The 26728-nt window shown below is 52.3% G+C and carries 27 protein-coding genes; 18 read left to right on the forward strand and 9 right to left on the reverse strand.

Annotated features, from left to right (window positions below; all coding sequences use genetic code 11):
• The 3 genes from ACMGGS_RS12415 to ACMGGS_RS12425 all read right to left on the reverse strand — a co-directional run bounded on the left by ACMGGS_RS12415 (position 1) and on the right by ACMGGS_RS12425 (position 3487).
• Positions 1-819, reverse strand: coding sequence for an ABC transporter substrate-binding protein (locus tag ACMGGS_RS12415; protein WP_414162920.1), 819 nt, complete (start codon positions 817-819; stop codon positions 1-3).
• Positions 820-961: 142 nt separating this feature from the next.
• Complete coding sequence (locus ACMGGS_RS12420) at positions 962-2107, reverse strand: trans-sulfuration enzyme family protein (protein WP_414162921.1); 1146 nt, start codon at positions 2105-2107, stop codon at positions 962-964.
• Positions 2108-2119: 12 nt separating this feature from the next.
• Positions 2120-3487 carry a pyridoxal-phosphate dependent enzyme gene (locus ACMGGS_RS12425; protein ID WP_414162922.1) on the reverse strand — a complete coding sequence of 456 codons (1368 nt, stop codon included), beginning with the start codon at positions 3485-3487 and terminating at the stop codon, positions 2120-2122.
• Between the two features lie 427 nt (positions 3488-3914).
• Between ACMGGS_RS12425 and ACMGGS_RS12430 the strand changes: the two genes are divergently transcribed.
• The 3 genes from ACMGGS_RS12430 to ACMGGS_RS12440 are packed head-to-tail and all read left to right on the forward strand — an operon-like array spanning position 3915 to position 6430.
• Positions 3915-4937: an ATP-binding cassette domain-containing protein gene (locus tag ACMGGS_RS12430; protein ID WP_176916849.1), complete on the forward strand. Its 1023-nt coding sequence runs from the start codon at positions 3915-3917 to the stop codon at positions 4935-4937.
• On the forward strand, positions 4930-5598 hold the full coding sequence (locus ACMGGS_RS12435; RefSeq protein WP_276163953.1) for a methionine ABC transporter permease: 669 nt from the start codon (positions 4930-4932) through the stop codon (positions 5596-5598). The genes ACMGGS_RS12430 and ACMGGS_RS12435 overlap by 8 nt, the downstream gene beginning before the upstream one ends.
• A 19-nt stretch (positions 5599-5617) precedes the next feature.
• Positions 5618-6430, forward strand: coding sequence for a MetQ/NlpA family ABC transporter substrate-binding protein (locus ACMGGS_RS12440; RefSeq protein ID WP_414162923.1), 813 nt, complete (start codon positions 5618-5620; stop codon positions 6428-6430).
• A 136-nt stretch (positions 6431-6566) separates the two neighbouring features.
• Here the strand turns inward: ACMGGS_RS12440 and hemB are convergent, their stop codons facing one another.
• Positions 6567-7538, reverse strand: a complete 972-nt coding sequence (hemB, locus tag ACMGGS_RS12445) for a porphobilinogen synthase (RefSeq protein ID WP_414162924.1) — start codon at positions 7536-7538, stop codon at positions 6567-6569.
• 600 nt (positions 7539-8138) lie between these two features.
• Between hemB and ACMGGS_RS12450 the strand changes: the two genes are divergently transcribed.
• Complete coding sequence (locus ACMGGS_RS12450) at positions 8139-11093, forward strand: autotransporter outer membrane beta-barrel domain-containing protein (protein WP_414162925.1); 2955 nt, start codon at positions 8139-8141, stop codon at positions 11091-11093.
• Positions 11094-11188: 95 nt separating this feature from the next.
• Complete coding sequence (locus ACMGGS_RS12455; RefSeq protein ID WP_414162926.1) at positions 11189-11815, forward strand: helix-turn-helix domain-containing protein; 627 nt, start codon at positions 11189-11191, stop codon at positions 11813-11815.
• A 1-nt stretch (position 11816) separates the two neighbouring features.
• On the opposite strand, the gene ampH is transcribed toward ACMGGS_RS12455, so the two are convergent.
• Positions 11817-12974, reverse strand: coding sequence for a D-alanyl-D-alanine-carboxypeptidase/endopeptidase AmpH (gene ampH / locus ACMGGS_RS12460; protein WP_414162927.1), 1158 nt, complete (start codon positions 12972-12974; stop codon positions 11817-11819).
• A gap of 310 nt (positions 12975-13284) precedes the next feature.
• Here ampH and sbmA point away from each other — a divergent pair, with 310 nt between their 5' ends.
• Both sbmA and ACMGGS_RS12470 read left to right on the forward strand, forming a co-directional pair.
• Complete coding sequence (gene sbmA / locus ACMGGS_RS12465; protein WP_414162928.1) at positions 13285-14505, forward strand: peptide antibiotic transporter SbmA; 1221 nt, start codon at positions 13285-13287, stop codon at positions 14503-14505.
• Between the two features lie 19 nt (positions 14506-14524).
• Entirely contained in the window at positions 14525-15622 is a 1098-nt protein-coding gene (locus tag ACMGGS_RS12470) for a DUF1615 domain-containing protein (protein ID WP_414162929.1), read from the forward strand.
• On the opposite strand, the gene ACMGGS_RS12475 is transcribed toward ACMGGS_RS12470, so the two are convergent.
• A complete protein-coding gene (locus ACMGGS_RS12475) occupies positions 15619-15921 on the reverse strand; it encodes a DUF2755 family protein (protein WP_276163959.1) in 303 nt (100 codons plus the stop codon). The genes ACMGGS_RS12470 and ACMGGS_RS12475 overlap by 4 nt on opposite strands.
• 250 nt (positions 15922-16171) lie before the next feature.
• Between ACMGGS_RS12475 and ACMGGS_RS12480 the strand changes: the two genes are divergently transcribed.
• Positions 16172-16390 (forward strand): DUF2754 domain-containing protein, encoded by a 219-nt coding sequence (locus ACMGGS_RS12480; RefSeq protein WP_414162930.1) that lies wholly within the window; start codon positions 16172-16174, stop codon positions 16388-16390.
• Here the strand turns inward: ACMGGS_RS12480 and ddlA are convergent.
• A complete protein-coding gene (ddlA, locus tag ACMGGS_RS12485) occupies positions 16387-17487 on the reverse strand; it encodes a D-alanine--D-alanine ligase (protein WP_414166264.1) in 1101 nt (366 codons plus the stop codon). The two genes, ACMGGS_RS12480 and ddlA, sit on opposite strands and share 4 nt — an antisense overlap.
• A gap of 97 nt (positions 17488-17584) precedes the next feature.
• Between ddlA and ACMGGS_RS12490 the strand changes: the two genes are divergently transcribed.
• The 5 genes from ACMGGS_RS12490 to psiF all read left to right on the forward strand — a co-directional run bounded on the left by ACMGGS_RS12490 (position 17585) and on the right by psiF (position 22016).
• Positions 17585-18268: an extensin family protein gene (locus ACMGGS_RS12490; RefSeq protein ID WP_414162931.1), complete on the forward strand. Its 684-nt coding sequence runs from the start codon at positions 17585-17587 to the stop codon at positions 18266-18268.
• Between the two features lie 108 nt (positions 18269-18376).
• Entirely contained in the window at positions 18377-19573 is a 1197-nt protein-coding gene (locus tag ACMGGS_RS12495) for a multidrug efflux MFS transporter (RefSeq protein ID WP_414162932.1), read from the forward strand.
• A gap of 264 nt (positions 19574-19837) precedes the next feature.
• Positions 19838-20098, forward strand: coding sequence for an anti-adapter protein IraP (gene iraP, locus ACMGGS_RS12500; protein WP_414162933.1), 261 nt, complete (start codon positions 19838-19840; stop codon positions 20096-20098).
• Between the two features lie 91 nt (positions 20099-20189).
• Positions 20190-21605, forward strand: coding sequence for an alkaline phosphatase (gene phoA / locus ACMGGS_RS12505; RefSeq protein WP_414162934.1), 1416 nt, complete (start codon positions 20190-20192; stop codon positions 21603-21605).
• A gap of 93 nt (positions 21606-21698) precedes the next feature.
• Entirely contained in the window at positions 21699-22016 is a 318-nt protein-coding gene (psiF, locus tag ACMGGS_RS12510; protein WP_414162935.1) for a phosphate starvation-inducible protein PsiF, read from the forward strand.
• Positions 22017-22055: 39 nt separating this feature from the next.
• Here psiF and proC read toward each other — a convergent pair whose 3' ends face one another.
• Positions 22056-22865, reverse strand: coding sequence for a pyrroline-5-carboxylate reductase (proC, locus tag ACMGGS_RS12515; protein ID WP_414162936.1), 810 nt, complete (start codon positions 22863-22865; stop codon positions 22056-22058).
• A 120-nt stretch (positions 22866-22985) separates the two neighbouring features.
• Between proC and ACMGGS_RS12520 the strand changes: the two genes are divergently transcribed.
• The 5 genes from ACMGGS_RS12520 to ppnP all read left to right on the forward strand — a co-directional run bounded on the left by ACMGGS_RS12520 (position 22986) and on the right by ppnP (position 25694).
• Positions 22986-23435 carry a YaiI/YqxD family protein gene (locus ACMGGS_RS12520; RefSeq protein ID WP_414162937.1) on the forward strand — a complete coding sequence of 150 codons (450 nt, stop codon included), beginning with the start codon at positions 22986-22988 and terminating at the stop codon, positions 23433-23435.
• 204 nt (positions 23436-23639) lie between these two features.
• The gene (aroL, locus tag ACMGGS_RS12525) at positions 23640-24182 is read left to right on the forward strand and encodes a shikimate kinase AroL (RefSeq protein ID WP_414162938.1); all 543 of its coding nucleotides are present in this window, start codon (positions 23640-23642) and stop codon (positions 24180-24182) included.
• 28 nt (positions 24183-24210) lie between these two features.
• Positions 24211-24402, forward strand: a complete 192-nt coding sequence (locus tag ACMGGS_RS12530; protein ID WP_276163968.1) for a YaiA family protein — start codon at positions 24211-24213, stop codon at positions 24400-24402.
• A gap of 255 nt (positions 24403-24657) precedes the next feature.
• Entirely contained in the window at positions 24658-25335 is a 678-nt protein-coding gene (locus tag ACMGGS_RS12535; RefSeq protein ID WP_414162939.1) for an AroM family protein, read from the forward strand.
• A gap of 74 nt (positions 25336-25409) precedes the next feature.
• Positions 25410-25694, forward strand: a complete 285-nt coding sequence (gene ppnP / locus ACMGGS_RS12540) for a pyrimidine/purine nucleoside phosphorylase (RefSeq protein WP_414162940.1) — start codon at positions 25410-25412, stop codon at positions 25692-25694.
• 50 nt (positions 25695-25744) lie between these two features.
• Here ppnP and rdgC read toward each other — a convergent pair whose 3' ends face one another.
• Complete coding sequence (rdgC, locus tag ACMGGS_RS12545; protein ID WP_176916889.1) at positions 25745-26656, reverse strand: recombination-associated protein RdgC; 912 nt, start codon at positions 26654-26656, stop codon at positions 25745-25747.
• Between the last annotated feature and the right edge of the window lie 72 nt (positions 26657-26728).

Genomic DNA, 26728 nt, shown 5'->3' on the forward strand with positions numbered 1-26728 from the left:
TTACTTTGCTTCGATAGTAAATGAACGTGGCTGTGGGGTTTTGGTGGAAGGACCAAACCAGGTATCGTAAATTTTGGCGGCCTGGCCGTTTTTCTCCAGGTTCACCAGCTCGTCATTCACCGCTTTCAGCAGTGCCGTCTCGCCTTTCTTCACGCCAACGCCGATCTCTTCTTTACTCAGCAGATCCGGCAGGATCTTAAATTTCGCCTTGTCCGGCGCTTCCGCCAGCAGGCCCGCAAGAATGGTGCTGTCCTGAGTGATTGCCTGCACGTTACCGTTACGCAGCGCGGTCAGCGCCAGCGGAATATCGTCATAGGCCAGCACGCGAGCCTGCGGATAACGCTGATGCAGCGCCTGCTCGCCGGTGGTGCCTTTTACCGCGCCAATACGGGCGCGGCTGTACTCATCCAGTTTGTCCGGGGATTTCGCCGGCACCAGGAACTGCTGTCCGGTGACGAAGTACGGCGTAGAGAAATCAACCACCTGCGCGCGTTCCGGGGTAATGGTGATATCCGCGACAATCAGATCCGCTTTACCGGATTGCAGCAGCGGAATACGGTTCGCCGGGTTGGTCGCCACCAGTTCCAGCTTCACGCCAAGCGCTTTAGCCAGTGCTTTCGCGAAATCCACATCGTAGCCGACGATGTCGTGACTTTTTGGATCCACCGAGCCAAACGGCGGGTTGGCGTCAAACGTCGCCACTTTTACTACGCCAGCGGTTTTGATATCCGCCAGTTGATCGGCATGAGCGGCGGAGCCAAACGTTAACAGGCTCAACGCCAGCGCCAGCGTTTTTATTGTGTGTAATTGATGTGCCATAGATTCCTCTGCATACCCTGTTTTTGTTTTGTAGCGCTACGCTCCCACAATGTTTCATCGACCACAAAGAAGAAAAAGTTCTTATTTATGTCAGAAAAACTATAAGTAAACGCGATGTTATGACCAGGTAAATTGAATGAGTTTACATCGCCAGAGCCTGACGAAGGTCATTGATTAAGTCCTGCGGATCTTCAATACCCACCGACAGACGAATAAGCTGCGGCGTAATGCCGTTCGCCAGCCGCTGCGCCAGCGGAATGGAGGCGTGGGTCATGCTGAAGGGCTGGCTGACCAGACTTTCCACACCGCCCAGGCTCTCAGCCAGGGTGAACAGTTTCAGTTTCTGGATAATCGCTGTGGCACGCTGGTCATCGCCCTTCACTACGATGGAGATCATCCCGCCCGCCTGCGACATCTGCCTGCGCGCCAGTTCAAAATGCGGATGCGATTCCAGCCCCGGATACCACACTTTCTCCACCTGCGGCTGCTGCTCCAGCCAGCGGGCCAGCGCCAGCGCGTTACTGCTGTGACGCTCAATACGTAGCGCCAGCGTGCGAATACCGCGCAACGTCAGGAAGCTGCTGAACGGGTCAAGCACGCCGCCGATGGCGTTTTGCAGGTAGCCAAGCTTTTCCGCAAGTTCGGGGTTATCGCCGACCACGACCAGTCCCGCCACGACATCGGAATGGCCGTTGAGGTATTTAGTCGCCGAGTGCACGACGATATCAAAACCCTGCTCCAGCGGGCGTTGCAGTATCGGTGAGGCAAAGGTGTTATCCGCCACGCTAATCAGATTATGCCGTCTGGCAATGGCGGCAATCGCCTCCAGGTCGGCCAGTTTCAGCAGTGGGTTGGTCGGCGTTTCTACCCAGAGTATTCGGGTTTGCGGGCGGATCGCCGCCTCAATCGCCTGTAAATCGTCTGGTTTCACCCAGCTCACCTGTAGACCGGCAGTGCGACTTCGCACGTTCTCGATCAGGCGGTAAGTTCCACCGTACACGTCGTCTACCGCCACGATATGACTCTCTTTATCAAGCAGTTCGAGCACGGTGGCGATCCCGGCCAGCCCGGAGGCAAACGCATAGCCGCGGCTGCCGCCTTCCAGTTCAGCGATGGCCGCCTCCAGCGCATCACGGGTCGGGTTGCCGCTGCGTGAATATTCGTAGCCGGTATGCTGGCCCGGCGCAGGCTGGGCAAAGGTAGAAGTGGCATAAATTGGCGGCATGACCGCGCCGTGCTGATCGTTAAAGGCGCCGCTGTGAACGCTAAGGGTGGCTAAGTTTTTCATAGGAGTTCCCTGTTATGACAGGCGGTTACGCCAGGTAGTTAACACATCGCTGCGGGTCACCAGGCCCAGGAAACGATGGTTATCGACAATAATCGCGACCAGGCCGCGATCGAAAATGGGTTTGAGAGCGCTTTCCGGCTCGCGGCGGTCGATAATTTCTACCTCGCGGGTCATGGCGTCTTTAACCGGCAGGGCAAAACGCTGGCTGTCGCCTTTGACGTGGCTAATCAGATCCCACTCATCAATAATCCCCACCACCTCATCGTTGTTCAGCACCGGAAGCTGAGAGATATCGTACAGACGCATGCGGGCCAGCACGGTGGCTAGGGTATCGTCCGGCGCAGCGGTGACGGTGGCACCTTCATCGTGACGCAGCGCGATAAAATCACTGAGATCGCCTGCCTGCGGACGGGAAATAAATCCCTGCTGGCGCATCCAGTCGTCATTGAACATTTTGGAGAGGTACTTATTGCCGCTGTCGCAGGCGAAGGTCACGACGCGCTTCGGCGTGGACTGCGCCCGGCAGTAGCGCAGCGCGGCGGTGAGCAGCGTACCAGTAGAGGAGCCTGCCAGTATGCCTTCAACTTTGAGTAATTCCCGGGCGGCGGTAAACGCGTCGCCATCGGTCACGCGCAGTGCCTGTTTTACGCCGTCGAGATGCGAGAGGGGAGGTATAAAATCCTCGCCAATACCTTCGACCAGCCAGGAGCCAGCGTCATCATAACGACCGTGTTCAACCTGATCGGCAAGGACAGAGCCTGCCGGATCGGCCAGCACAAACTCCGTATGCGGAGAGTGCTCAGCAAACCACTCCTGCAATCCGCCAAGGGTGCCGCCGGAACCGACGCCGACCACGATGGCGTCAATACGTCCGTCCAGCTGCTCATAAAGTTCCGGCGCGGTAGTGGTGGCGTGGGCCAGCGGATTGGCGGCATTGTTAAACTGATCGATATAAAACGCGCCGGGCATTTCATCCGCCAGCCGCCGGGCATAATCCTGATAGTAAGCCGGATGACCTTTGCCGACGTCCGAGCGGGTGAGTAACACCTGCGCGCCAAGCGCTCGCAGATGAAATATTTTTTCGCGGCTCATTTTATCCGGCACGACCAGCAGCAGCGAATAGCCTTTCTGCGCGGCGATCAGCGCCAGGCCGAGGCCGGTATTGCCTGCCGTTGCTTCGATAATCGTCCCGCCAGGCTTGAGCAGACCCTTTCGCTCGGCTTGCGCAATCATTGACAGCGCGACCCGGTCTTTAATCGACCCGCCGGGGTTCTGGTTTTCCAGTTTTAAAAACAGTTCGCACGGTCCGCTGTCCAGCTTATGTAGCTGGAGCAGCGGCGTATTGCCGATTAAATCGGTCACAGAATGAAAAACGGTCATGGTATTCCACCAGCATTTAAGAACATGGCGGAATAGTAGATGCGCAAAAAAGCGCTGATAAAGAATCTTTCTCTGGGATTTATGCGAAAAGGTAATATAAACAAATAATTGGACATCAGGAAGGAAAGCCGTGCGGGGGTGCGTATGGATAGATGGCTACTTGCAGCGGAAGAATGCGCTTTACAGCGCTATCAGCCGTCTTACTCAGAGAGACGTTATTCAGGCCGCATATATGCTTTGCCGAATTCTCTCATAGCCAGCGAAGCCGCTAACGCTGCTCTATAGCGCCTTTTGTTATAACTAATATCAATCTGTTTATTTAAAAGATAATTTAGGCTGATTACTATCATATGGACGTCCATACTGCTAAACTGCCGTTCGCATCATAATTACGCAACAGATAAGAAGCATCGGGTAACCAGATAAGATGATCCTACTCAGGAATATTTCGAAGATTTTTGACCACGGTAAGACGCCCGTGGTCGCCGTGGACAGCGTAGATTTAACAATCGAACAGGGGCAGATTTACGGCATTATAGGCTACAGCGGCGCGGGAAAAAGCACGCTGATCCGTCTGTTAAACGGGCTGGAGAAACCCAGCTCGGGCAGTGTGACCATCAATGGGCACGAGATCTCGTCGGCAAAAGGCGAGGCGCTGCGCCAGGCCCGGCTGAAAATCAGCATGGTGTTTCAGCACTTTAATTTGCTGTGGTCGCGCACCGTGCGGGAAAACATTGCCTTTTCCATGCAAATCGCTGGCGCGCCGAAAGCGCAAATTCGTGCCCGTGTGGCGGAGCTGATTGAGCTGGTGGGGCTAACCGGGCGGGAAGACGCTTATCCTTCCCAGCTTAGCGGCGGACAAAAGCAACGCGTTGGCATTGCCCGCGCGCTGGCCAATAGTCCGGACGTCCTGCTCTGTGATGAAGCGACGTCGGCACTGGATCCGCAGACCACCGATCAGATCCTGGATTTGCTGCTGGATATTAATCGTCGCTTTAAGCTGACCATCGTGCTGATCACCCATGAAATGCACGTGGTGAGGAAGATCTGCGACCGCGTGGCGGTGATGGAAAACGGCAAAGTGGTGGAAGAGGGCGAGGTGCTGGAGGTATTTACCCGTCCGCAGCAGCCGATCACTCAGCAGTTTGTGCGTCAGGTAAGTCAATATAAAGAAGAGGAAGCGTTTAACCCGGATTTGACCAGCGATCTGGCTGGTGCGGTCATTAAGCTGACGTTTACCGGATTAAATACCCATCAGCCGATAGTGGGGGAACTGACCCTGCGTTACGGTCTGCCGTTTAATATTCTGCACGGCAAGATGTCGCAAACCGCCCACGGCGTGTTTGGGCAACTGTGGCTTCACGTAATTGCAAACCAGGATCAACTGAATAACATCCTCGCGGATTTGCACAACAGCGGTATTGAATGCGAGGTGGTTAAACATGCTTGATCAACTTTTACCCCATCTGAAATGGGACCAGCTGTGGGCGGCCACGCAGGAAACGTTGTACATGACGGCGCTCTCCGGCATCGCAACCTTTGTGTTGGGGATTATCCTCGGGCTGGCACTGTTTTTAACCGCCAGGGGCGGCCTGTTCCAGAACCGTACGCTCTACAGCGTGATTTCGATTCTCGTGAACGTGTTTCGCTCCATTCCGTTCATTATCTTAATCGTGCTGCTGATCCCGTTTACCAAAACGATTGTCGGCACCATTCTCGGTGCCAATGCGGCGCTGCCAGCATTGATTGTCGGCGCGGCTCCATTTTACGCGCGGCTGGTGGAGATTGCCCTGCGCGAAGTGGATAAAGGCGTTATTGAGGCCACGCGATCGATGGGTGCACGTCTCAGTACTTTAATTTTTCGGGTTTTACTGCCGGAGTCCTCTCCTGCCCTGGTGTCAGGCATTACGGTGACATTGATTGCGCTGGTCAGCTACAGCGCGATGGCAGGGGTCATTGGTGCCGGTGGATTAGGGAATCTTGCTTATCTGGAAGGATTCCAGCGCAACCATAGCGACGTCACGCTGGTGGCGACGGTGACTATTCTGATCGTCGTCTTCATCATCCAGTTCTGCGGCGACGTTATTACCTCTCTGTTAGACAAACGCTAATAATACGGAAACCAACATCATGACGAAAACACTGACACTGATCGCCGCCGCAACCTTAAGCGCCATGAGCTTTGCCTCCTGGGCCGATACCCTGACCGTGGGCGCGTCCAACGTGCCGCACGCTGAAATTCTGGAGCAGGCGAAGCCGATCCTCGCGAAAGAAGGCATCGATCTCGAAATCAAACCGTTCCAGGACTACATCCTGCCGAACACCGCGCTGGCCAGCGGCGACATCGACGCCAACTACTTCCAGCACATCCCTTATCTGAACAGCGTCCTGAAAGATCATGCTGGCGATAAGACGTTCGACTTCGTCAGTGCCGGGGCGATCCATATTGAGCCGATCGGCATTTACTCTAAAAAATACAAATCGCTGAAGGATCTGCCGCAGGGCGGGAAAGTGATTATGCGTGATGCGGTGTCTGAAGAAGGGCGTATCCTCTCCATTTTCGAAAAAGAGGGCGTGATCAAGCTGAAACCGGGCATCGATAAAGTAAATGCACGTATCAGCGATATCGTGGATAACCCGAAAAAATTGCAGTTCCAGCCGAATGTAGAAGCTGCGCTGCTGCCGCAGATGTATAACAATGACGAAGGTGATGCGGTGGTGATCAACGCTAACTACGCCATCGACGCTGGTCTGGATCCGGTTCACGATCCTATCGCCGTAGAAAGTGGTGAGAACAACCCGTACGCCAACATCATTACCGTGCATCGCGGCGACGAGAAGAAAAAAGACATCGTGGAACTGGTGAAGGTACTGCACTCAAAAGAGATTCAGGACTGGATCCGCACCAAATATAAAGGCGCAGTCATTCCGGTAAACAACTAATTGCGCAGCGCCATCCGCTTTTACGGCGGATGGCGCAAGCTTGTTACCACCCGCGCCTCACCTGACTTACGCTTTTACGCCAGCCTGATGCAGGCCCGTGCAAGCGTAGCGCCGCCGGGCAGCGCCACACCAAATCTTACAGGATTTTCTTTTCCGCCAGATCGAGCGCGAAATAACTAAAAATCAGATCCGCACCCGCGCGTTTAATCGCGCCCAGACTCTCCAGCACCACTTTCTCTTCATCAATAGCACCAGCCTGTGCCGCGAACTTAATCATCGCGTACTCACCGCTAACCTGATAAGCGCCCAGCGGCAGATCGCTGCGTTCCCGAATATCCCGCAGAATATCCAGATAGGCACCCGCCGGTTTAACCATCAGACAGTCCGCGCCCTGCGCCTCATCCAGCAGCGACTCACGGATCGCTTCCCGGCGGTTCATCGGGTTCATCTGATAGGTTTTGCGGTCGCCTTTCAGCGCGGTCCCGGCGGCTTCGCGGAACGGACCATAAAAGGAAGAAGCGAACTTGGTTGAATAGGACATGATCGCCGTATCAAAAAATCCAGCGGCATCCAGCGCCTGACGGATCGCCTGAACTTGTCCATCCATCGCGGCGGAAGGGGCGATAAAATCCGCGCCCGCGGCGGCGGCCACGACTGCCTGCTTGCCGAGGTTGGCAAGGGTTGCATCGTTATCCACGCCGTGCTCGCACAGCACGCCGCAGTGGCCGTGAGATGTATATTCGCAGAAGCAGGTATCGGACATCACGATCATCTCCGGCACCGTCTGTTTGCAGATGCGGGACATACGCGCGACCAGACCGTCTTCTTTCCAGGCATCGCTGCCGGTGGCGTCGGTGTGGTGGGAGATCCCGAAGGTCATTACCGAGCGGATCCCCGCGTTGGCGATGCGTTCAATCTCGCGCGCCAGATGCTTCTCGGGGATGCGCATCACGCCCGGCATCGCCTCGATGGCCTTGTACTCATCAATCTCTTCTTCAACAAAGATCGGCAACACCAGGTCGTTTTTGCTTAGTGTTGTCTCTTCAAACATGGCGCGCAGCGCGGGAGACTTGCGCAGGCGGCGGGGGCGAGTGATTAAATCGGTCATGATATGCCTGATGTTTGTGAAATATGATGTTATTGTACCTGAATTATCTCTATTGTGTTTTACTAAAGTTGCCGTTTAACCGTGCCGTCCGGCAATTCCACTGATTACAGTCATCTCTCGCGGCGCTGAAATATTTTTAAATAGTTTGAGTGAATATAAATACGGCTTTCAATATTATCTATTATATATTCGGTTAATGGTGGTGGGCAATTAATGGCTGACGATTTTCAAGGGGGCAAGCGGCGTGCTGCTCCTTGTTCCATGCTTTTGCAGTTTCAAGTGAACAATTTTTGTTATTTATTTTATGAATGCTTTTTTATGTATTTATGGGAATAATATTAAGTGGTCAATGTATTTATTTCTTTAACCTAATGCTTTTTAAGGGGTTTTTGTAAGATATTTAGGGGTTTTAAGTTGTTCTTAATTTTGAGGTGGCTTGTCTTTAAAGATAATTTGTCCGATTTCGGACTTTGGGCAAAGATTAATTGAACCTTCTACCCTTAAAACCGCATAATTCGGGTTGCAATGTAACATTACTTATTTTGATTGCATTAATTATTGATGGACCAACTAGATTACGTCCCTGAGGAGGGATGACAAATGCAAACCTGGAAAAAGAAACTGGTAGTATCTCAATTAGCATTGGCCTGCACTTTGGCGATCGCTTCTCAGGCAAATGCTACAACTTATGATACCTGGGGGTATCACGATAACGCTACAACTGCGCTTGACTGGTCAAATATGGATGCGCCGGGTTCTGACGGCAACTATGTTACCTATAACGGCTTTGTTTATTACAACAATGCTAACGGTGACTTCGATCAGTCTTTCAACGGCGATACCGTTAACGGCACAATTTCTACTTACTATCTGAACCACGATTATACTGACGGTACAAATGGTAACGCGAACCAGTTGGATATTGCTAACTCAGTAATTCATGGTTCAATCACCTCAATGCTGCCTGACGGTTATTACGGTTATAATGGCGGTACTGATTATGATGGCGGCTACTATTTCTATCAGGCTGGCGACGATGTTATCGACACAACGTGGCATGATGGTGATGTCTTTACGCTGAACATCGCTAACTCTACCATTGACGATGATTATGAGGCGCTCTATTTCACAGATTCTTATCTGGATGGAGACGTCACGAAATATACAAATGAAACCTTCTATACGGCTCTAGGTGAAGATGCAGGTCTTGGTCTGGCTGTCCAGCTTGATGTAGAAAGCAACATTAATATTTCCAATAACTCTCGCGTTGCAGGCATCAGCTTGGTACAGGGTGACACTACTAACTCTACCTACACCACTGAGTCCCATACCTGGGACAACAACATCAACGTTACTAATTCTACAGTGACCTCTGGTGCAGTGACGCCGCTGGAAAACACCGGTTTCTACGGCAATTCAGCCGAGCCAAGCGATTACACTGGCAACGGCGGCGTTAACGATGTTGCGATGTACTTCAGCGATAATTCAGCTTCTGACTATTCGATGAAAAACAACGTTTACTTCAGCAACTCCACGCTGCTGGGCGATGTTGTATTTAATAGTTCATGGAATGCAAACTTCTATCCGCATGGTCATGACAGCAATGGCGATGGTGTTCTGGACACCAACGGTGGCTGGGCCGATGACTCTCTGAACGTTGATGAACTGAACATTACGCTGGACAACGGCAGTAAGTGGGTCGGTTCTGCTACTATGAACAACGTTGATGAGAATTCTATTGCCTCCGCTGACTGGTATGATGTCACCGGCAATAGCCAGTACCCAGGCGTAGTGGTTGAAGCTAACGACTGGGGACGTGCGATTGACGATCAGGTATTCCAGAGCGGCGTATTCAACGTAACGCTGAACAATGGTTCTGAATGGGATACTGTTAACCAATCTAACATTGATACGTTAGCGGTAAACAATGGTTCTCAGGTTAACGTTGCTGAATCCAGCCTGATCTCTGACACCATCAGCCTGACCAATGGTTCTTCCATGAACATTGGTGATGAAGGCCAGGTAGCAACCGATCATCTGACTATCGACAGCTACAGTACCGTTGCATTGTCCAGTGAAGATAATTCAATTGTGGCATATAGCTATGCACCGTCTCTGTACGCTAACACCATCACCGTGACCAACGGCGGCGTGCTGGATGTGAACGTTGATCAGTTTGATGACAATCCGTTCCAGACTGATACTCTTGAACTGACCAGCGGCAATATTGCTGACAACTACAACCACGTTGTTTCCGGTGTCTTCGACATCCATAGCAGCGACTATGTACTGAACGCCGATCTGGTGAACGACCGTACCTGGGATACCACTCAGGCTAACTACGGTTATGGTACTATCGCGATGAACTCTGACGGTCATCTGACCATCAACGGTAACGGCGATATCAACAATGGCGACGAACTGGATAACAGCTCTGTAGACAATGTTGTAGCTGCAACCGGTAACTACAAAGTTCGTATCGACAACGCAACCGGCGCTGGCGCTATCGCTGACTACAAAGGTAAAGAAATTATCTATGTCAACGATGTAAACACCAACGCTACCTTCAGCGCTGCCAACAAAGCTGACCTGGGTGCTTACACCTATCAGGCACAGCAGGAAGGCAACACTGTTGTTCTGCGCCAGATGGAGCTGACCGACTACGCTAACATGGCACTGAGCATTCCTTCTGCAAACACCAACATCTGGAACCTGCAACAGGATACTCTGTCCGACCGTCTGACCAGCTCTCGTCATGGCTTTGATGACAACGGCGGCGCATGGGTGAGCTACTTCGGTGGTAGCTTCGACGCTGATAACGGCACGATCAACTACGATCAGGACGTTAACGGCATCATGGTCGGTGTTGATACCAAAGTTGATGGTAACAACGCTAAATGGATCGTCGGTGCTGCGGCTTCCTTCGCGAAAGGCGACATGAGCGACCGTACCGGTCAGGTAGATCAGGACAGCCAGTCTGCCTACATCTACTCTTCTGCTCGCTTCGCTAACAACATCTTTGTTGATGGCAACTTGAGCTACAGCCGTTTCGACAACGACCTGACTGCGACCATGAGCAACGGCGCATATGTTGATGGCAACACCACTGCTGATGCATGGGGCTTTGGCCTGAAACTGGGTTACGACTGGAAAATCAATGATGCAGGTTATGTAACGCCTTACGCCAGCATCAATGGTCTGTTCCAGTCTGGCGACAGCTATCGTCTGAGCAACGACGCCAACGTCGGTGGTCAGGATTACGACAGCCTGCGCTATGAAGCGGGTCTGAATGCAGGTTACACCTTCAACTACGGTGACCAGGCGCTGACTCCTTACTTCAACCTGGCCTACGTATACGACGACTCTGACAACGATTCCGACTTCAATGGCGATAACATTGATAACGGCGTTAAAGGTTCGGCGGTACGTGTTGGTGCGGGCGGACAGTTCAGCTTCACCAAAAACTTCAGCGGTTATACCGGTGTTACCTACCTCGGTGGCGGCGATGTTGACCAGGATTGGGCAGCAAATGCTGGTGTTAAATACACCTGGTAATCAGGTGCAAAGGGGAGGAAACTCCCCTGTTTTACCCTTTTGTCACAATGCCTGTCATGGATATGACGGGCATTTTTCGCAAGGAAGGCATAGACATGACTACTCTGAGTAAACCGTTAAACGAATTCAACGCGCTTGATAAATACCTGTCCGCTCATGGCACCCGCTTCGTGTGCAACGAAGGTGAGATCATTGCCGTTGAGGGCGATCAAACGCAAAATTACACCATTGTCATTCAGCAGGGCGTCATCTCATTAAGCCGTAAATACAACGATATTCTGCTTGGCTTCGCCAACGCTCCCTTCATTGTCGGGCTCTCTGCTGGCGCGATAAAAAATACCAGCGACTATATTTTAGTGGCGGAGGGCGAGTGCAGTGGTTATTACCTGCCCGCAGAAGCCACGCTGACGCTGCTGGAGCAGGGCGGGCTGTGGCGCGAGGCATTTTACTGGATGACCTGGCAGCACCGACTGCTGGAAAAACGCGATATCCATCTGGTAGGCACCAGCAACTATAATCAGATCCGCTCAACGCTATTAACAATGGCGCAATGGGACGACGCGTTACGTTCCCGCATTGGGGTGATTAATTATATTCAGCGGCGGACACGCGTCTCCCGCTCCGTCATTGCTGAGGTGCTCTCAGCGCTGCGTCGCGGAAGCTACATCGAAATGCATAAAGGCAAACTGGTTAATATCAACCGTCTGCCTTATGACTATTAAGTTAAGAAGCGGGCACGACCAGCGGCTTATTACCGCTCAGCTCGCTTATCAGATCGTTTACGCCGTCGCTCATATTCACAAATTTAGTCAACGGCGAACGAGTGACCACCACAAAAGCGCCAATATTATGCTGGGGGATCATCGCCATATAGGTGATGAATCCACCACCGCCACCCGTTTTTTGGATGATCCCCGGCCGGCCATCTTTCGGGGCCATATACACCCAGCCCATTCCTAACGCATCGGCCTTGCCTGGCACGTCCATTCCCGTTACGCGGGTCAGCTGACTACGCTGATAAATCAACGTCTGCATTCTGTCTGCCTGAGTATTACGGGTATAGAAATCGGAAGAAAGGAACTGCTGCATCCAGCGCATCATATCGTCGGGCGTGGAATACACGCCGCCGCTGCCAATCGCCGCCAGTGTGTTATTGCACGGGCTGGCACCTTTCTCCGCGACCATCAAACGTTTGCACTGATCCGGCGACGGCGTGAAGGTGGTGTCTTTCATTCCAAGCGGGCGGGTGATTTGCTGCTCGAAAAGCTGCGAATAAGGTTTACCTGCGGCGTTCGCCAGTGCGTCAGCCAGCAAATCAAAGCCGAGATTAGAATAAGCTGCCTGAGAGCCAGGCGCGGATTTTAGCGTCGCGGTGGAAAGCCAGCTCCAGCGCTGCTCACGGGTCGGCCAGACAAAGACCGCACGATGCGCTGCACCGCCGGGCTGTTCACGTGGAAGCGCACTGGTATGCGTCGCCAGATTGACCAGGGTAATGGGCGAGCCTTTATAGGTGGGCACCTTTGCGCCAGGCGGGGCGTATTTACTCAGCGGATCGTTCAGTTTTACCACCCCCTGATCGAGCAGCTTCACCAGTATTTCACTGGTCATCAATTTGCTGAGCGAGGCGATGCGGATCACTGAGTCAAGCTGAGGACGGACGTTATTACCCGGTCGCGTCTCGCCAAAGCTGCGAAATACGCGCTGATTACCATCAATAACCACCAGCGCCATCCCGGTCGCCCCGCTGCCATAAAAAATATGGTTAGCGTAACGATCAACAATATCAGAGGCAAAAACCGGATCGGGTGAGGTTTGTGCGGCATGAGTGACTGGCACCGCGGCCGCATAAAGCGCGGCTAACAAGAGAAGACAACGTTTCAACGAGAGGATCCATAAATGAATTGAGAAAACTATGCCTATTTATACTACTTAATCCGCCGTTGCAAAGCGTCTTTCAGGCAGATCGATAAGGGAAAAAACGAACCCCGGAAAAACAACGCATTTTTTTACAGTAAAGCGGTCCCGACTCAGGCATTTACGTCGGTCTGAACGCCGCATCGCCTGTAACCCGTCGATACAATTCCTCACGCATCGTCAGAGAACAACGCTTTACGCTTCAGGCCTGTTTTGCGGCGAATGCTGCGCCACCTGTAGCGTGAACGATCATCATAGGATCCATCCGGGAGCACATATGTTTAACTCTTTTTTCCCGAAACCGGGGCCATTTTTTCTCTCTGCTTTCCTTTGGGGACTGGCCGCCGTGCTGTTCTGGCAAACCGAAGGTGGGGCCTGGCTGCTGCATCTTTTTTCCGCCACTGCTGACGCACCCATCAGCGCTGCGCGATTCTGGTCTGCTGGCTATCTGGTGTTTTATGCTTACTATGCAGTTTGCGTCGCGCTTTTTGCCCTGTTCTGGCAGCAATACTGTCCGCATCGCTGGCAACGCTGGTCCATCTGGGGCACGGCACTGATTATTTTTGTCACCTGGTTTCTGGTAGAAGTCGGTGTGGCCGTAAACGCCTGGTCGGGTCCTTTTTATGATCTGATTCAAAAGGCGTTGAGCAAGCCGGATTCGGTCAATATTGAACAGTTCTACCATGGCATTGTTACCTTCCTCGGTATCGCGCTGATTGCAGTGGTCATTGGCGTGTTGAACAATTTCTTCATTAGCCATTACGTTTTTCGCTGGCGTAGCGCAATGAACGAATACTATACGAATTCCTGGCCAAAACTGCGGCACATTGAAGGGGCTGCTCAGCGCGTGCAGGAAGATACCATGCGCTTTTCCTCCACGCTTGAAGATATGGGCGTCAGTTTTTTGAACGCGATAGTGACCTTAATTGCGTTTCTCCCCGTGCTGGTCACGCTGTCAGCACACGTTCCTGAACTACCGGTGATTGGACGTCTGCACTATGGACTGGTGATCGCCGGGATCGTCTGGGCGTTATTGGGTACCACTCTGCTGGCGGCGGTCGGCATTAAGCTACCAGGGCTGGAGTTTAAAAACCAGCGCAGCGAGGCGGCGTATCGTAAGGAGCTGGTGTACGGCGAAGACGATCCGACTCGCGCCACGCCACCGACCCTGTATGAACTGTTCGCGGCGGTGCGGCAGAACTATTTTCGCCTTTATTTTCACTATATGTATTTCAATATTGCCCGCATTTTGTACCTGCAGGTGGATAATGTTTTCGGTTTGTTCCTGCTGTTTCCGTCCATTGTTGCCGGTACAGTAACACTGGGTTTGATGCGCCAGATCCTCGACGTCTTTGGCCAGGTACGCGAATCCTTCCAGTATCTCATCAATTCATGGCCTACTCTGGTAGAGTTGATGTCGATTTATAAACGTCTGCGCAGCTTTGAACGCGAACTGGATCAGCCGGACGCAGGAGAGGCTGTTAACACGTATTTTTAACTACAGGGATGCCTGAATAATGGCCGCACCGTACACTTGCTCTGCCGTAATCACCGTATTAGCCGCCCTGGTCCTGGTAGGCTGTAGCACAGAAAAAGCGCCGTTGAAAAAAGGCGAAAAGGCCATTGATGTGGCAAGTCTGGTGAAGAAAAAAATGCCGGCCAGTGTTAAAAATCGTGATGAATGGGCACAGACCCTTGCTCGCACCTTTGAGAGTCAGAAGCTGGCCCCAACGGAAGAAAACGTCTGCTCGGTGCTGGCCGTCGCACAGCAGGAATCAAACTATCAGGCCGATCCTGCCGTGCCCGGCCTGAATAAAATTGCCTGGCAGGAAATCGAACGTCGTGCGGCAAAACTACACATTCCGGCGCTGCTGGTGCATACCGCGCTGAAGATAAAATCACCCAATGGCAAGAGCTACAGTGACCGGCTGGATACGGTTAAAACTGAAAAACAACTCAGCGCGATCTTCGACGATTTAATTGATACCGTGCCGCTCGGTCAGCAGCTTTTTGGTTCATTTAATCCGGTCCATACCGGCGGGCCGATGCAGGTCAGCATTGCTTTTGCCCAGGAGCACACGCGCGGCTATCCATGGAAAATGGAGGGTACTGTGCGTCAGGAGGTATTTACCCTGCGTGGCGGCCTGTGGTTTGGCACATACCATTTGTTAAATTATCCTGCTAATTATTCTGCGCCACTTTACCGCTTCGCCGATTTTAACGCCGGTTGGTACGCCAGCCGCAACGCCGCATTCCAGAATGCGGTCAGCAAAGCCAGCGGTGTGAAGCTGGCACTGGACGGTGATTTAATCCGTTACGACAGTCGTGAGGCGGGAAAAACAGAACTGGCGGTAAGAAAGCTGGCGGGGCAGCTTGAGATGAGCGATAGCGAGATCCGCAATCAACTTGAAAAAGGCGACTCACTCGCTTTTGAGAAAACCGATCTTTATCGTGGGGTGTTCAAACTGGCGGAGAAAAAAAGCGGGAAAGCCTTACCGAAGGAATTGTTACCAGGTATTCAACTGGAAAGCCCGAAGATCACGCGCAATCTCACGACCGCATGGTTCGCAAAACGCGTCGATGATCGACGGGCTAAATGCATGGCGCAGAATTAACCATAGTGACGCCACCGCAGAAGCAATGCCACAACGCCAAGGATCATACAACCTATCAGGAAGGGTACCAGCCCAAAAAGGGTACCCACCGCCAGCCCCATTTCAACATGCGGTCGACCGGTATCCTGTATTTGCATTAACTGCTCGTACACGCCTGGCGCATGCACCACCAGATTAAGCATCTGTGCACCCACCCAAAAGCAGAGCAATACGAATAGCGCGTATGCAATATTCCCTGGAGTGGACCGATCTTTCTTTTTTCCACGCAACATAGGTTTGGAAAAGGTGAACTCTGTCATACCGACCTCCCGGACGCATTCTTTCAGACTTCATGCCCGTACTGATGCTTAGTTTGACAGGTCATTACCGTTGTCAATATCAGATTCATGGTAATTTCGACGCTGGAATTCTCCTGGTTTCATAAGTTAGTGTTGTGTCACAAATTTTTAACTTAAGTTTAACTTATGCCGCTTTTAAGAATTTCCGCACCGGGCACAGACTCCCGGCTGAAAATATGCGAGGATGCGCTTTTCCTCTGTCGGAGTTGTCATGAAGCTGCCTGTAAAAATCCGTCGTGACTGGCACTATTACGCGTTTGCGATTGGCCTGATCTTTATTTTGAATGGTGTGGTGGGGCTATTGGGATTTGAGGCGAAGGGCTGGCAAACTTACGCTGTCGGGCTGGTGACCTGGGTTATCGGCTTCTGGCTGGCCGGATTAATCATTCGCCGCCGCCCCGAAGAAGAGACGACGGCGACAAAGGATTAGGGAGTTATCGTGCATTTTAACTGGCTGTTGGCGCGATGACGCTCCAGAGCCAGTTCGATCAGCCGGGTGATTAGCGCAGAATAGCCAAGGCCGCTGGCCTGCCATAACTTAGGATACATGCTGATATTGGTAAAGCCGGGCAGGGTGTTAATTTCGTTAATCACCACCTTGTTCTCTGCGGTGAGGAAAACGTCCACCCGCGCCATGCCGCTACATCCAAGCGCTTGATATGCCTGAACCGCGACGTCACGAATGTGGTCATTAATAGCCGCATCAATATTGGCCGGGACCACGACCTGTGCGCCGCCATCATCAATATATTTGGTGTCGTAAGCATAAAACTCGCTATTAAGCACAATCTCACCGCAGGTGCTGGCCTCGGGATAATCATTCCCCAGCACGGCGCATTCGATTTCACGCCCTTTAATGCCTTGCTCGACAATAACCTTATGATCGAACTCAAACGCCAGTGCAACGGCCTGCTGGTACTGCGTTTCGCTGGTCACTTTGCTGACGCCAACAGAGGACCCCTGGTTCGCTGGCTTCACGAAGAGCGGCAGGCCAAAACGCGCTTCAACGTCGGCAAAGGTTACGGCGTGGCGATTAGCGCGGGTCAGCGTCACAAAAGGAGCAATAGCCAGCCCGGCATCACGCAGCAGGCGCTTGGTGATATCTTTGTCCATGCAGGCGGCGGAGCTTAATACGTCCGAGCCGACAAAGGGCAAATTAGCAATGCGCAGCAGGCCCTGCAATGAACCATCTTCTCCCAGCGTGCCATGGACGATGGGAAAAATAACGTCGATGCTGGCAGACAACTGCCCGTTAGCGGCATCAATAAATTGTTCCGTTTGCTTACCGGGAATATGGGCGAGGGTAGTCGTGGAAGGCGCGAGCGCGATGTGCGCAGGATCGTGAGCGTTCAGCAAATAGTGGCTTTCATCATTAATATGCCAGCCGCCTTGTTTATCGATTCCTAAAAGCACCACCTCAAAGCGTGATATATCAATCGCCTCGACAATATTTTTTGCCGATTGTAATGAGACTTCATGCTCTGCTGATTTCCCACCAAAAACGATACCTACCCGCAACTTAGCCATTTCCACACTGATCCCTGATAAACGTAAAACCCATAACATATCACGTCAAAATCAGCCCTTCTGCCATAATCTTAAGTAAATCGATAAAGGAGGTGCAGTGAAAGGAAAAGGCTTGATTGTTTTCGTCATACTGGCAGGCGCTGCGTGGTGGGGATATCGCTATTTGCCCTCATACTACAATCCGTTTGCGCCGCTTCAGCTTACCGATCCTCCGGGGCGCATCACGCAAATCAAATTACGTCGACTTTCTGAAGATGCGTGCCAGTCATTACTGGCGCAGGCAAATAAGCAACACCTTATTACCACTCAGGCGGTGGCCGACAGTGCCGGGACCTGCCCGTTAACCAATATCGTGCGAGTGCGTGATTTTGGTGATGTCAGACTGAGCAGCAGTTTTCTCGCCAGTTGCCCTCTGGCACTCAGTAGCGCACTGTTTGTTGAACAGCAGGCCAGGCCGCTTGCGCAGCAGCTTATTGGCAGCCCGCTGCGGCAGATTGATCATTTTGGTAGCTATGCCTGTCGTAATATTTATCATCGTGAAAATGCCCGTCTGAGCGAACATGCGACGGCGGAAGCGCTGGATGTGAGCGGTTTTCGCTTCGCCAATGGTAAACGCGTAACGGTGTTGAAAGGCTGGCCCAACCCGCAAACGCAGCCCTTTTTACGCACGTTACTTTCCAGCAGCTGCCATTATTACGGCAACGGTCTGGGGCCGGAATATAACGCCGCGCATGCCAACCATTTTCATCTTGGCATGCGTGGATATGGCCTGTGCCGATAAAGTGAAATGGTATCAAAATGCGTAAAACGCATCTCTGGTCCTGAAGGACGAAGCATAACTTGTTACACTGTCGGCTGATGAGTAAAAACTTAATTACTATATACGCTTATGGAATCCTGGAAGGTTAATCTTATTTCGGTCTGGCTCGGCTGCTTTTTTACCGGGCTGGCGATCAGCCAAATTTTACCCTTCCTGCCGCTTTATGTCTCACAACTGGGCGTCACCTCACATGAGGCGCTTTCTCTGTGGTCTGGCCTGACCTTCAGCGTGACGTTTCTGGTTTCGGCTATCGTCTCGCCGATGTGGGGCAGCCTGGCCGATCGCAAAGGCCGGAAACTGATGCTGCTTCGCGCGTCGCTGGGTATGGCGATTGCGATCCTGCTCCAGGCCTTCGCCACTAACGTCTGGCAGCTCTTTTTCCTGCGTGCGGTAATGGGTCTGACATCCGGGTATATACCCAACGCTATGGCGCTGGTAGCCTCACAGGTACCGCGTGAGCGCAGCGGCTGGGCGCTGAGCACCCTGTCGACGGCACAAATCAGCGGCGTGATTGGCGGGCCGCTGCTCGGCGGTTTTCTCGCGGATCATGTTGGTCTGCGCGCGGTATTTTTTATTACCGCCATCCTGCTCACCGTGAGTTTTCTGGTCACGCTTTTCCTGATTAAAGAAGGAGTCAGGCCGCAGGTGAATAAAGCTGACCGCCTGAGCGGTAAAGCGGTTTTCGCTACGCTGCCTTATCCCGGGCTGGTGATCAGCCTGTTTGTCACCACCATGGTTATTCAGCTCTGTAACGGTTCCATTGGGCCTATCCTGGCGCTGTTCATTAAATCAATGCGTCCGGACAGCGATAACATCGCTTTTTTAAGCGGTATGATTGCCGCGGTGCCCGGTGTCTCAGCGCTTATCTCCGCGCCCCGGCTCGGCAAGCTTGGCGACCGCATTGGCACCGCGCGTATTCTGGTCGCGACGTTATGCTGCGCGGTGGTGATGTTTTTCGCTATGTCGTTTGTCACTTCGCCGCTACAGCTTGGGATCCTGCGCTTCATGCTTGGTTTTGCCGACGGCGCAATGTTGCCTGCTGTGCAGACGCTGCTGCTGAAATATTGCAGCGATCAGGTGACGGGACGAATTTTTGGCTACAACCAGTCTTTTATGTATCTGGGCAACGTAGCAGGGCCATTGATTGGCGCTTCAGTCTCCGCCGTTGCCGGGTTCCGCTGGGTATTCCTTGCTACCGCTATCGTGGTGTTGATTAACCTGTGGCAACTGATCGTTATGTTGCGGCGCACCCGACAGAACACGTAATCTCATCGCTACTTGTGTACAGACCGTGAGTTAATCGCTTTTTAGCGTGGGTTTAATGTGGCGAAAATAGGCTGCGTTATTAATGAATCCTGAAAACAACAAAATGTAAAATTAAATGCTCATTTTACATTTTGTTGATAACAATAGCGTCTCCATGACTGGTCGCGCAAAATGACGCGGCTGTCTTGAAATAACCCGCATTCTCATGTATTTATTAGCACGGCTTAATCACAGGTTTAACCGGATTCGTAAGGACATCGCGCCATGAAAAATCTTATTGCGGAATTAATGGTCAAACTGGGGGAAAAGGAAGAAGAATCAAAGGAACTGTTGGCGCAGGTTGAAGCGCTCGAAATTGTTGTTACTGCGCTGGTGCGCCATATGGCACAGGATGAACAGCAAAAGCTTATACATAGTGTTGAGTCTGCGATGGATGGTGCCAGCCCGCAACCTTCCATTCCTGACGGTGATAGTGAACTCCTGCGACAATACGTAAAAAAGCTGTTAAGGCATCCCCGCTTCTGATAGCAATAAAACGATAACCCTGTCATCGTTTTGTCATTTCAGGTTTATACAGTCTCCGTGTTTTATTTATTTCTACATGGAGACTGTATAAGTGAAACATTCCGCCATTTTTATCGCGTTATTTCCGCTGTTAACTTCTTCCTTTTGCTGGGCGCAAGCGCCATCAATACCCGTGCTGGATAATCGGGGTGCACAGGGCGATATCACGTTGCCTGGCGGAGCGCGCCGCCTTAGTGAAGATCAAACGGAGGCATTGCGTGCATCATTAAATAATAAACCTGCTAAAAATATTATTTTGCTTATTGGCGATGGCATGGGCGATTCGGAAATAACCTCGGCGCGAAACTATGCGGAAGGTGCTGGCGGTTATTTTAAAGGTATTGATGCGTTACCGCTGACCGGACAATATACCCACTATGCACTGGACAAAAAAAGTGGGAAACCGGATTACGTGACGGATTCAGCCGCCTCAGCAACCGCCTGGAGTACTGGCGTAAAAACCTATAACGGCGCGCTGGGCGTCGATATTCACGAAAAGGACCACCCAACGCTGCTGGAAATGGCAAAAATAGCAGGGCTGGCAACCGGCAATGTCTCTACGGCAGAACTGGAAGATGCGACCCCTGCGGCGCTAATGTCACATGTCACTTCGCGTAAATGTTACGGCCCTGAGTTGACCAGCACGCTGTGTCCTGCCAATGCGCTGGATAAAGGTGGGAAAGGATCGATTGCCGAGCAAATGCTGAATACCCGTCCTGATGTCACTCTCGGCGGTGGCGCGACAACTTTTACCGAACTGGCAACCGCTGGAGAATGGCAGGGAAAAAGCCTGTTTGAACAGGCACAGGCGCGTGGCTATCAGTTAGTTTTTGATGCATCCTCACTGGATGCCATCGGTGCTGCAGATCAGAACAAACCACTATTGGGTCTGTTCTCTGCTGGCAATATGCCGGTTCGCTGGCAGGGACCCAAAGCGACGCTGCATGGCAACCTGGATAATCCCGCAGTAACTTGCGCCCCTAATCCGGAGCGCAACAGCAGTTATCCCACCCTCGCGCAGATGACCAGCAAAGCGATTGAATTATTGAGCCGCAATGAAAAAGGCTTCTTCCTGCAGGTAGAAGGCGCGTCGATTGATAAACAGGATCACGCGGCCAATCCTTGCGGACAAATCGGTGAAACGGTGGATCTGGACGAAGCTGTACAGAAGGCGCTGGAATTTGCCAAAAAAGACGGTAATACCCTGGTGATCGTCACCGCCGACCACGCTCATGCCAGTCAGATAATCGCCCCTGAGACTAAAGCGCCGGGCCTTTCCCAGGCGTTGACCACTAAAGATGGCGCGGTGATGGCAATGACATATGGCAACTCGGAAGAAGAGTCGATGGAACATACCGGAGCACAATTGCGTATCGCCGCGTATGGACCACACGCGGCTAACGTTGTGGGTCTGACCGATCAAACCGATCTTTTCTACACCATGAAGTCCGCGCTGGGGCTGAAATAAAGCGCGACCCGGCGATGAAATTTACTTCGCAGGGTGGTTTTTTTAGCGCAACGGACCAGACTTAGGGTGAACCTCTTACTGAAGGACAAGATAATGAAAATAATATTTCTGGTTACCCTGGTCTTTGGCATGGTTATTCTTTCCACGGTGGGTGCGGCTGAAAAGACGCTTACCCCTCAACAACAGCGGATGGCAACCTGTAACCAGCAGGCATCGGATAAAACGCTGAAAGGGGACGAGCGTAAGCGTTTTATGAGCGAGTGCCTGAAAGGTGGAAAAGCAAAAGATGAAAAAGGACTCACGCCGCAACAGTTAAAAATGCGTGATTGCAGCTCGCAGGCGACTCAGCAGTCGCTGAAAGGTGAAGATCGCAGCAAATTTATGAGCGGTTGCCTGAAAAAACAGGCCTGAAAAAAGCGGGTGAGGCCGAGGAGCTTCACCCGTTCTTCATCAGGAGCGGCTAAGCTGTTCTGATTTTTCCATACAACTGACCATCGCTTCGATCACCGCCGCACGAAAACCGCGTTCTTCTAATACGCGTACCGCTTCAATGGTCGTCCCACCAGGTGAACACACCATATCCTTCAGTTCGCCCGGATGCTTACCGGTTTCCAGCACCATTTTTGCCGAACCCATTACCGCCTGGGCCGCAAACTTATACGCCTGCGCGCGCGGCATGCCGCCCTGAACGGCAGCGTCAGCCATCGCCTCAATAAACATAAAGACATAAGCTGGTGCCGAGCCGCTCACCCCGACAACCGGGTGAATAATGGCTTCGGCAACGACTTCCGCTTCGCCGAAGCTGCGAAAAATTGCCAGTGCTTCCTGCGTTTCGTTATCATTGACCAGCGCGTTGGGCGTCAGTGAGGTCATCCCGGCGTTAACCAGCGACGGTGTGTTCGGCATGGCGCGAATAATTTTGCGATCGTGGCCCAGCGCGGTAGCCAGTTGTGCCAGCGTCACGCCAGCCGCAATGGAAATGACTACCGAATCCTTATTAAAACTGGAGGCAATGTCATTAAGCGTTTTAACCGTGATGGCGGGCTTTACCGCGCTGAAGACGATATCCGCTGCCTGCGCCACTTCCTGAGCGCTGTGCGCGCCGTTTACACCATACTGCTCATGCAGCGCCGCCACTTTTTCCGGTGAAGGGGTATAAACCCAAATCTTTTCTGGCTGTACCTGGCCGCTGGCGATAAGCCCGCCGAGGATCGCTTTGCCCATATTCCCGCAGCCGATAAACCCAATTTTTTTTTCCATCACCATTCTCCGCGTGTAATTTATCTGGGCGATAAGCTTAACGCGGATTATTCTTCAGGGCTAAAGCTTCCTGCGCCCTGGCGGCAGGTTGCAGAGGTAACTGAACAAACAGGAGTGAGGATGGCCATTTGGGTTGATGCGGACGCTTGTCCGAATGTCATAAAAGAAATTTTATTCCGCGCTGCCGAGCGCACGCAAACCACGCTTACGCTGGTGGCGAATCAGACGCTGCGCACGCCGCCGTCACGCGTGATCCGCACTTTGCGCGTCGAAAGCGGTTTTGATGTAGCCGATAACGAAATCGTTCGTCTATGTGCGGCAGGCGATCTGGTGATCACCGCAGATATTCCGCTGGCTGCCGAAGTGCTGGCCAAAGGCGCCGCGGCATTAAATCCGCGCGGTGAACGTTACACAGAGGCTACTATCCGCGAAAGGCTGACGATGCGTGATTTTATGGACACGCTACGCGCCAGCGGGATCCAGACCGGTGGCCCGGACAGTCTTACGCAACGCGACCGCCAGCGTTTTGCCGCCGAGCTGGATAAATGGCTCCTCCAGCAAAAGAAATAGAACGTGCGCCCAGGAGATGAGTAACAAATTATGCAATAATATGTTTACACCTTTGCTACCCTCTGGCGCGACAATCTCGCTGTTCTCAGGGTATTAATCGCATATTGTAACTAAAAATTTACATGTCTTTTTGTACTAGTTTGATAGTATATCGTTCTTTGGTGCAAATTCATTGCCTCGCAGTATCCGGGAGAATTCCATTTTATGACGCAACCCGTTTTCTTCATTGGCCCACGCGGCTGCGGTAAAACCACCGTTGGTCAGGCGCTGGCACAAGAGCAAAACTGGCATTTTGTTGATACCGACCACTGGCTTCAGGAACGGGCGCAAATGAACGTCGCAGGGATCGTTGCGAAAGAAGGGTGGGAAGGATTCCGGGCGCGCGAAACACAGGCGCTGCAAGCGGTGGCTGCGCCGTCCACGGTGATCGCCACCGGTGGCGGAATGGTGCTGGCTGACGTCAATCGTCGCTTTATGCGCGAGACAGGTCAGGTCATCTATCTGCGCGCGCCGGTCTCTGTCCTGGCGGCTCGCCTTGAGGCCTTTCCACAAGAAGGGCAGCGCCCGGCGTTAACCGCTAAACCGCTCGGGGAAGAAATCCGTGACGTGCTGGCAGAACGTGAAGCGCTGTACTGCGAAGCGGCTCATTATATTGTCGATGCCGCGCAGTCTCTTGAATGCATTATTGCTGAGGTGCTGGCGGCGCTAAGCCTGTCCGCGTCAGACAGCCTGCGTCTATACTCATAGTTCTGATAACGAATAATGAGGAACATCTATGCCGACTAACCCTCCCTATCCGCGTAAAGCCCGTATTGAGGTGGTTGAAAAAGGGACTGATCATCCAAAAGTGACCTGGTATCAACTGCGAGCGGATCATCCGGAGCCGGATTCCTTGATAAGCGAGCATAATACTGAGCAGGAAGCGCTGGACGCCAAGCGGCGCTATGAAGATCCCGATAAGAGTTGAATCAGGCGAGTGCCCGTACCTGAATATATTCCTAAAGCATGATTAACCTGGTATGAATCACATTTTTCACCTGTTGAAAATGTTACCAAACGATTAGTATCAAGCTTTACTGGTACATTCCGGAAGCATTCAGGAATTTATATGTACTTTAAACGCTCATCTGCGGCTTCGTCTGGTGAGCGTTTACTCCTCGCATCCTGGGTGCAGCAGGGCTGTATAAGTTTCGTAGTAACGGTAGTGAATAAGGTGACAGACATGAGTGCGACTTTGGCGATGTTAACGATTGGTGTAGTTCCCATTCGTGAAGTATTGCCGCTCCTGACCGAACATATCAGGGAAGACCAAATCACCCATATCAGCCTGTTGGGCAAAATGTCGCGTGAAGATGTTATGGAAGATTACGCCGTTGAGCCGGGAGAAGAAGCGCTCCTGACCATGCTTAGCGATCTGCAACCTGCTGCCGTTTCACGCTCGAAAGTTGAGCGCGATCTCCAGGCGGTCATCGAGGTGCTGGATACGCAGGGGTATGATGTCATCATCCTGATGAGTACCGCTCAAATTATCGGCATGAAGGCGCACAACGCTATCCTTCTCGAACCCTTGCGGATCATCCCGCCGCTGGTTGCCTCAATTGTGGACGGTCATCAGGTTGGCGTCATTGTGCCGATGGAGGAACTGATCCCCGCCCAGAAAATTAAATGGCAGGTGCTGGAAAATCCGCCGCTTTATTCGCTGGCGCATCCGCTCTATTCCTCCGATGACGAGCTGATTGCGGCAGGACTAGAACTGATTGGGCGTGGCGCGGACGTATTAATGCTTGATTGCCTGGGCTTTTATCAACATCATCGCGATCTGCTGCAAAAAGCGCTGGATGTGCCGGTTTTACTTTCCAATGTCCTGATCACCCGGCTGGCCTCCGAGCTGCTGGTATGATGTTAATTTTGCGTGACAGCGAGGGAGTTTGCCCCCTATATTGGTTAATCATCAATTGCTTATAAGGGTCAGCTATGCTTCAAAGTAACGAATACTTTTCAGGAAAAGTGAAATCTATTGGCTTTACCAGCAGCAGCACTGGCCGGGCCAGCGTCGGTGTGATGGCCGAGGGTGAATATACGTTTAGTACCGCTGCGCCGGAAGAGATGACGGTAGTGAGCGGCGCGTTGAATGTGTTGCTACCGAATGAAACCGAGTGGAAAGTGTATGCCGCCGGCCAGGTGTTCAACGTGCCGGGCCACAGTGAATTTCATTTGCAGGTGGCGGAGCCTACCTCTTACCTTTGCCGCTATCTGTAACATCGCCTTTCTCGTCAACGGTGGGATGAGGCTGTCATCCCACTGCGTCATTAACGCTGAGCTTCGCCGCCCAACCCTTCTACCAGGTTTTTGATCAGGGCAGCCAGCTCGCCGGTCATCAGCGTAAAGTCGGCATCAAAGCGCTGGGCCACGTTTTCGCGTTCGATATCATCGTTCTGATCGCGCAGTTCATCCGCAAATTTCAGGCGTTTGAGTGAACCGTCCTCGCAGATCATAAACTGAATGCGTTGCTGCCAGTCCAGTGCCAATTTCGTTACCACTTTACCTGCTTCTATATGCACGGCAATCTCATCGCTGACCAGATCCTGTTTTTTTGCCCGGATCACGCCGCCATCTTCCAGCATCGCTTTCAGTTCAGCTTCATCCAGCAGTTGAAAACCCTGCGCGACGGTGCCGGAGCGGACCCATTCGGTCAGCGTCAGCTCAATTGGGTTTTCCAGCGCCAGCGGGACGACCGGTAGCGAGCCAAGACTCTTACGCAGCAGCGCCAGGGTATCTTCCGCTTTTTTGGCGCTCGCGCAGTCCACCATAATCAGATCGTTTACGGTGTCGATCCACATCATTGTCTGGTTAAAACGGCTGAAAGCCCGCGGCAAAAGCGAGTGCAGCACTTCATCCTTCAGGGAATCTTTTTCGGTTTTCTTCAGTTTACGGCCCTGATCGGCTTCGAGCTTCGAGATTTTAGCTTCCAGCGCCTGCTTGATCACCGGGGAAGGAAGGATCTTCTCTTCTTTACGCGCGCAGATAATAATCTGCCCGTTAACTTCATGGGTAAATGCGTCGCTCTGTGAACCCATCGGCGGCACCCAGCCGGTTTTCGCCATATCCTGACTCCCGCAGGGGGTAAACGACAGCTCGGCTAACTGCTTTTCCATCTCCTCGACGCGTAAGGAGATGTCGCGGCTAAGACGGTAAACCATTAAATTTTTGAACCACAGCATGATAATTTCCACGGCGTTGTCGTTAAATCCAGCCGGCATGATAACGAATTGTCGCTTTGCTTGCATTGTTAA

Source organism: Superficieibacter sp. BNK-5 (assembly GCF_047456055.1).
GTDB lineage: Bacteria > Pseudomonadota > Gammaproteobacteria > Enterobacterales > Enterobacteriaceae > Superficieibacter.

Excerpts from the sequence above, each read along its gene's own strand:
- ACMGGS_RS12440 (WP_414162923.1), top strand. The coding sequence starts at position 5,618 with ATGACGAAAACACTGACACTGATCGCCGCCGCAACCTTAAGCGCCATG.
- ddlA (WP_414166264.1), bottom strand. The coding sequence starts at position 17,487 with ATGGCTAAGTTGCGGGTAGGTATCGTTTTTGGTGGGAAATCAGCAGAG.
- ACMGGS_RS12530 (WP_276163968.1), top strand. The coding sequence starts at position 24,211 with ATGCCGACTAACCCTCCCTATCCGCGTAAAGCCCGTATTGAGGTGGTT.
- proC (WP_414162936.1), bottom strand. The coding sequence starts at position 22,865 with ATGGAAAAAAAAATTGGGTTTATCGGCTGCGGGAATATGGGCAAAGCG.
- iraP (WP_414162933.1), top strand. The coding sequence starts at position 19,838 with ATGAAAAATCTTATTGCGGAATTAATGGTCAAACTGGGGGAAAAGGAA.
- rdgC (WP_176916889.1), bottom strand. The coding sequence starts at position 26,656 with ATGCTGTGGTTCAAAAATTTAATGGTTTACCGTCTTAGCCGCGACATC.
- ACMGGS_RS12435 (WP_276163953.1), top strand. The coding sequence starts at position 4,930 with ATGCTTGATCAACTTTTACCCCATCTGAAATGGGACCAGCTGTGGGCG.
- ACMGGS_RS12475 (WP_276163959.1), bottom strand. The coding sequence starts at position 15,921 with ATGACAGAGTTCACCTTTTCCAAACCTATGTTGCGTGGAAAAAAGAAA.
- ACMGGS_RS12495 (WP_414162932.1), top strand. The coding sequence starts at position 18,377 with ATGGAATCCTGGAAGGTTAATCTTATTTCGGTCTGGCTCGGCTGCTTT.
- ACMGGS_RS12520 (WP_414162937.1), top strand. The coding sequence starts at position 22,986 with ATGGCCATTTGGGTTGATGCGGACGCTTGTCCGAATGTCATAAAAGAA.
- ACMGGS_RS12430 (WP_176916849.1), top strand. The coding sequence starts at position 3,915 with ATGATCCTACTCAGGAATATTTCGAAGATTTTTGACCACGGTAAGACG.
- ppnP (WP_414162940.1), top strand. The coding sequence starts at position 25,410 with ATGCTTCAAAGTAACGAATACTTTTCAGGAAAAGTGAAATCTATTGGC.
- ACMGGS_RS12415 (WP_414162920.1), bottom strand. The coding sequence starts at position 819 with ATGGCACATCAATTACACACAATAAAAACGCTGGCGCTGGCGTTGAGC.
- ACMGGS_RS12455 (WP_414162926.1), top strand. The coding sequence starts at position 11,189 with ATGACTACTCTGAGTAAACCGTTAAACGAATTCAACGCGCTTGATAAA.
- ACMGGS_RS12480 (WP_414162930.1), top strand. The coding sequence starts at position 16,172 with ATGAAGCTGCCTGTAAAAATCCGTCGTGACTGGCACTATTACGCGTTT.
- sbmA (WP_414162928.1), top strand. The coding sequence starts at position 13,285 with ATGTTTAACTCTTTTTTCCCGAAACCGGGGCCATTTTTTCTCTCTGCT.
- ACMGGS_RS12425 (WP_414162922.1), bottom strand. The coding sequence starts at position 3,487 with ATGACCGTTTTTCATTCTGTGACCGATTTAATCGGCAATACGCCGCTG.
- ACMGGS_RS12470 (WP_414162929.1), top strand. The coding sequence starts at position 14,525 with ATGGCCGCACCGTACACTTGCTCTGCCGTAATCACCGTATTAGCCGCC.
- ACMGGS_RS12450 (WP_414162925.1), top strand. The coding sequence starts at position 8,139 with ATGCAAACCTGGAAAAAGAAACTGGTAGTATCTCAATTAGCATTGGCC.
- ACMGGS_RS12535 (WP_414162939.1), top strand. The coding sequence starts at position 24,658 with ATGAGTGCGACTTTGGCGATGTTAACGATTGGTGTAGTTCCCATTCGT.
- ACMGGS_RS12420 (WP_414162921.1), bottom strand. The coding sequence starts at position 2,107 with ATGAAAAACTTAGCCACCCTTAGCGTTCACAGCGGCGCCTTTAACGAT.
- psiF (WP_414162935.1), top strand. The coding sequence starts at position 21,699 with ATGAAAATAATATTTCTGGTTACCCTGGTCTTTGGCATGGTTATTCTT.
- hemB (WP_414162924.1), bottom strand. The coding sequence starts at position 7,538 with ATGACCGATTTAATCACTCGCCCCCGCCGCCTGCGCAAGTCTCCCGCG.
- aroL (WP_414162938.1), top strand. The coding sequence starts at position 23,640 with ATGACGCAACCCGTTTTCTTCATTGGCCCACGCGGCTGCGGTAAAACC.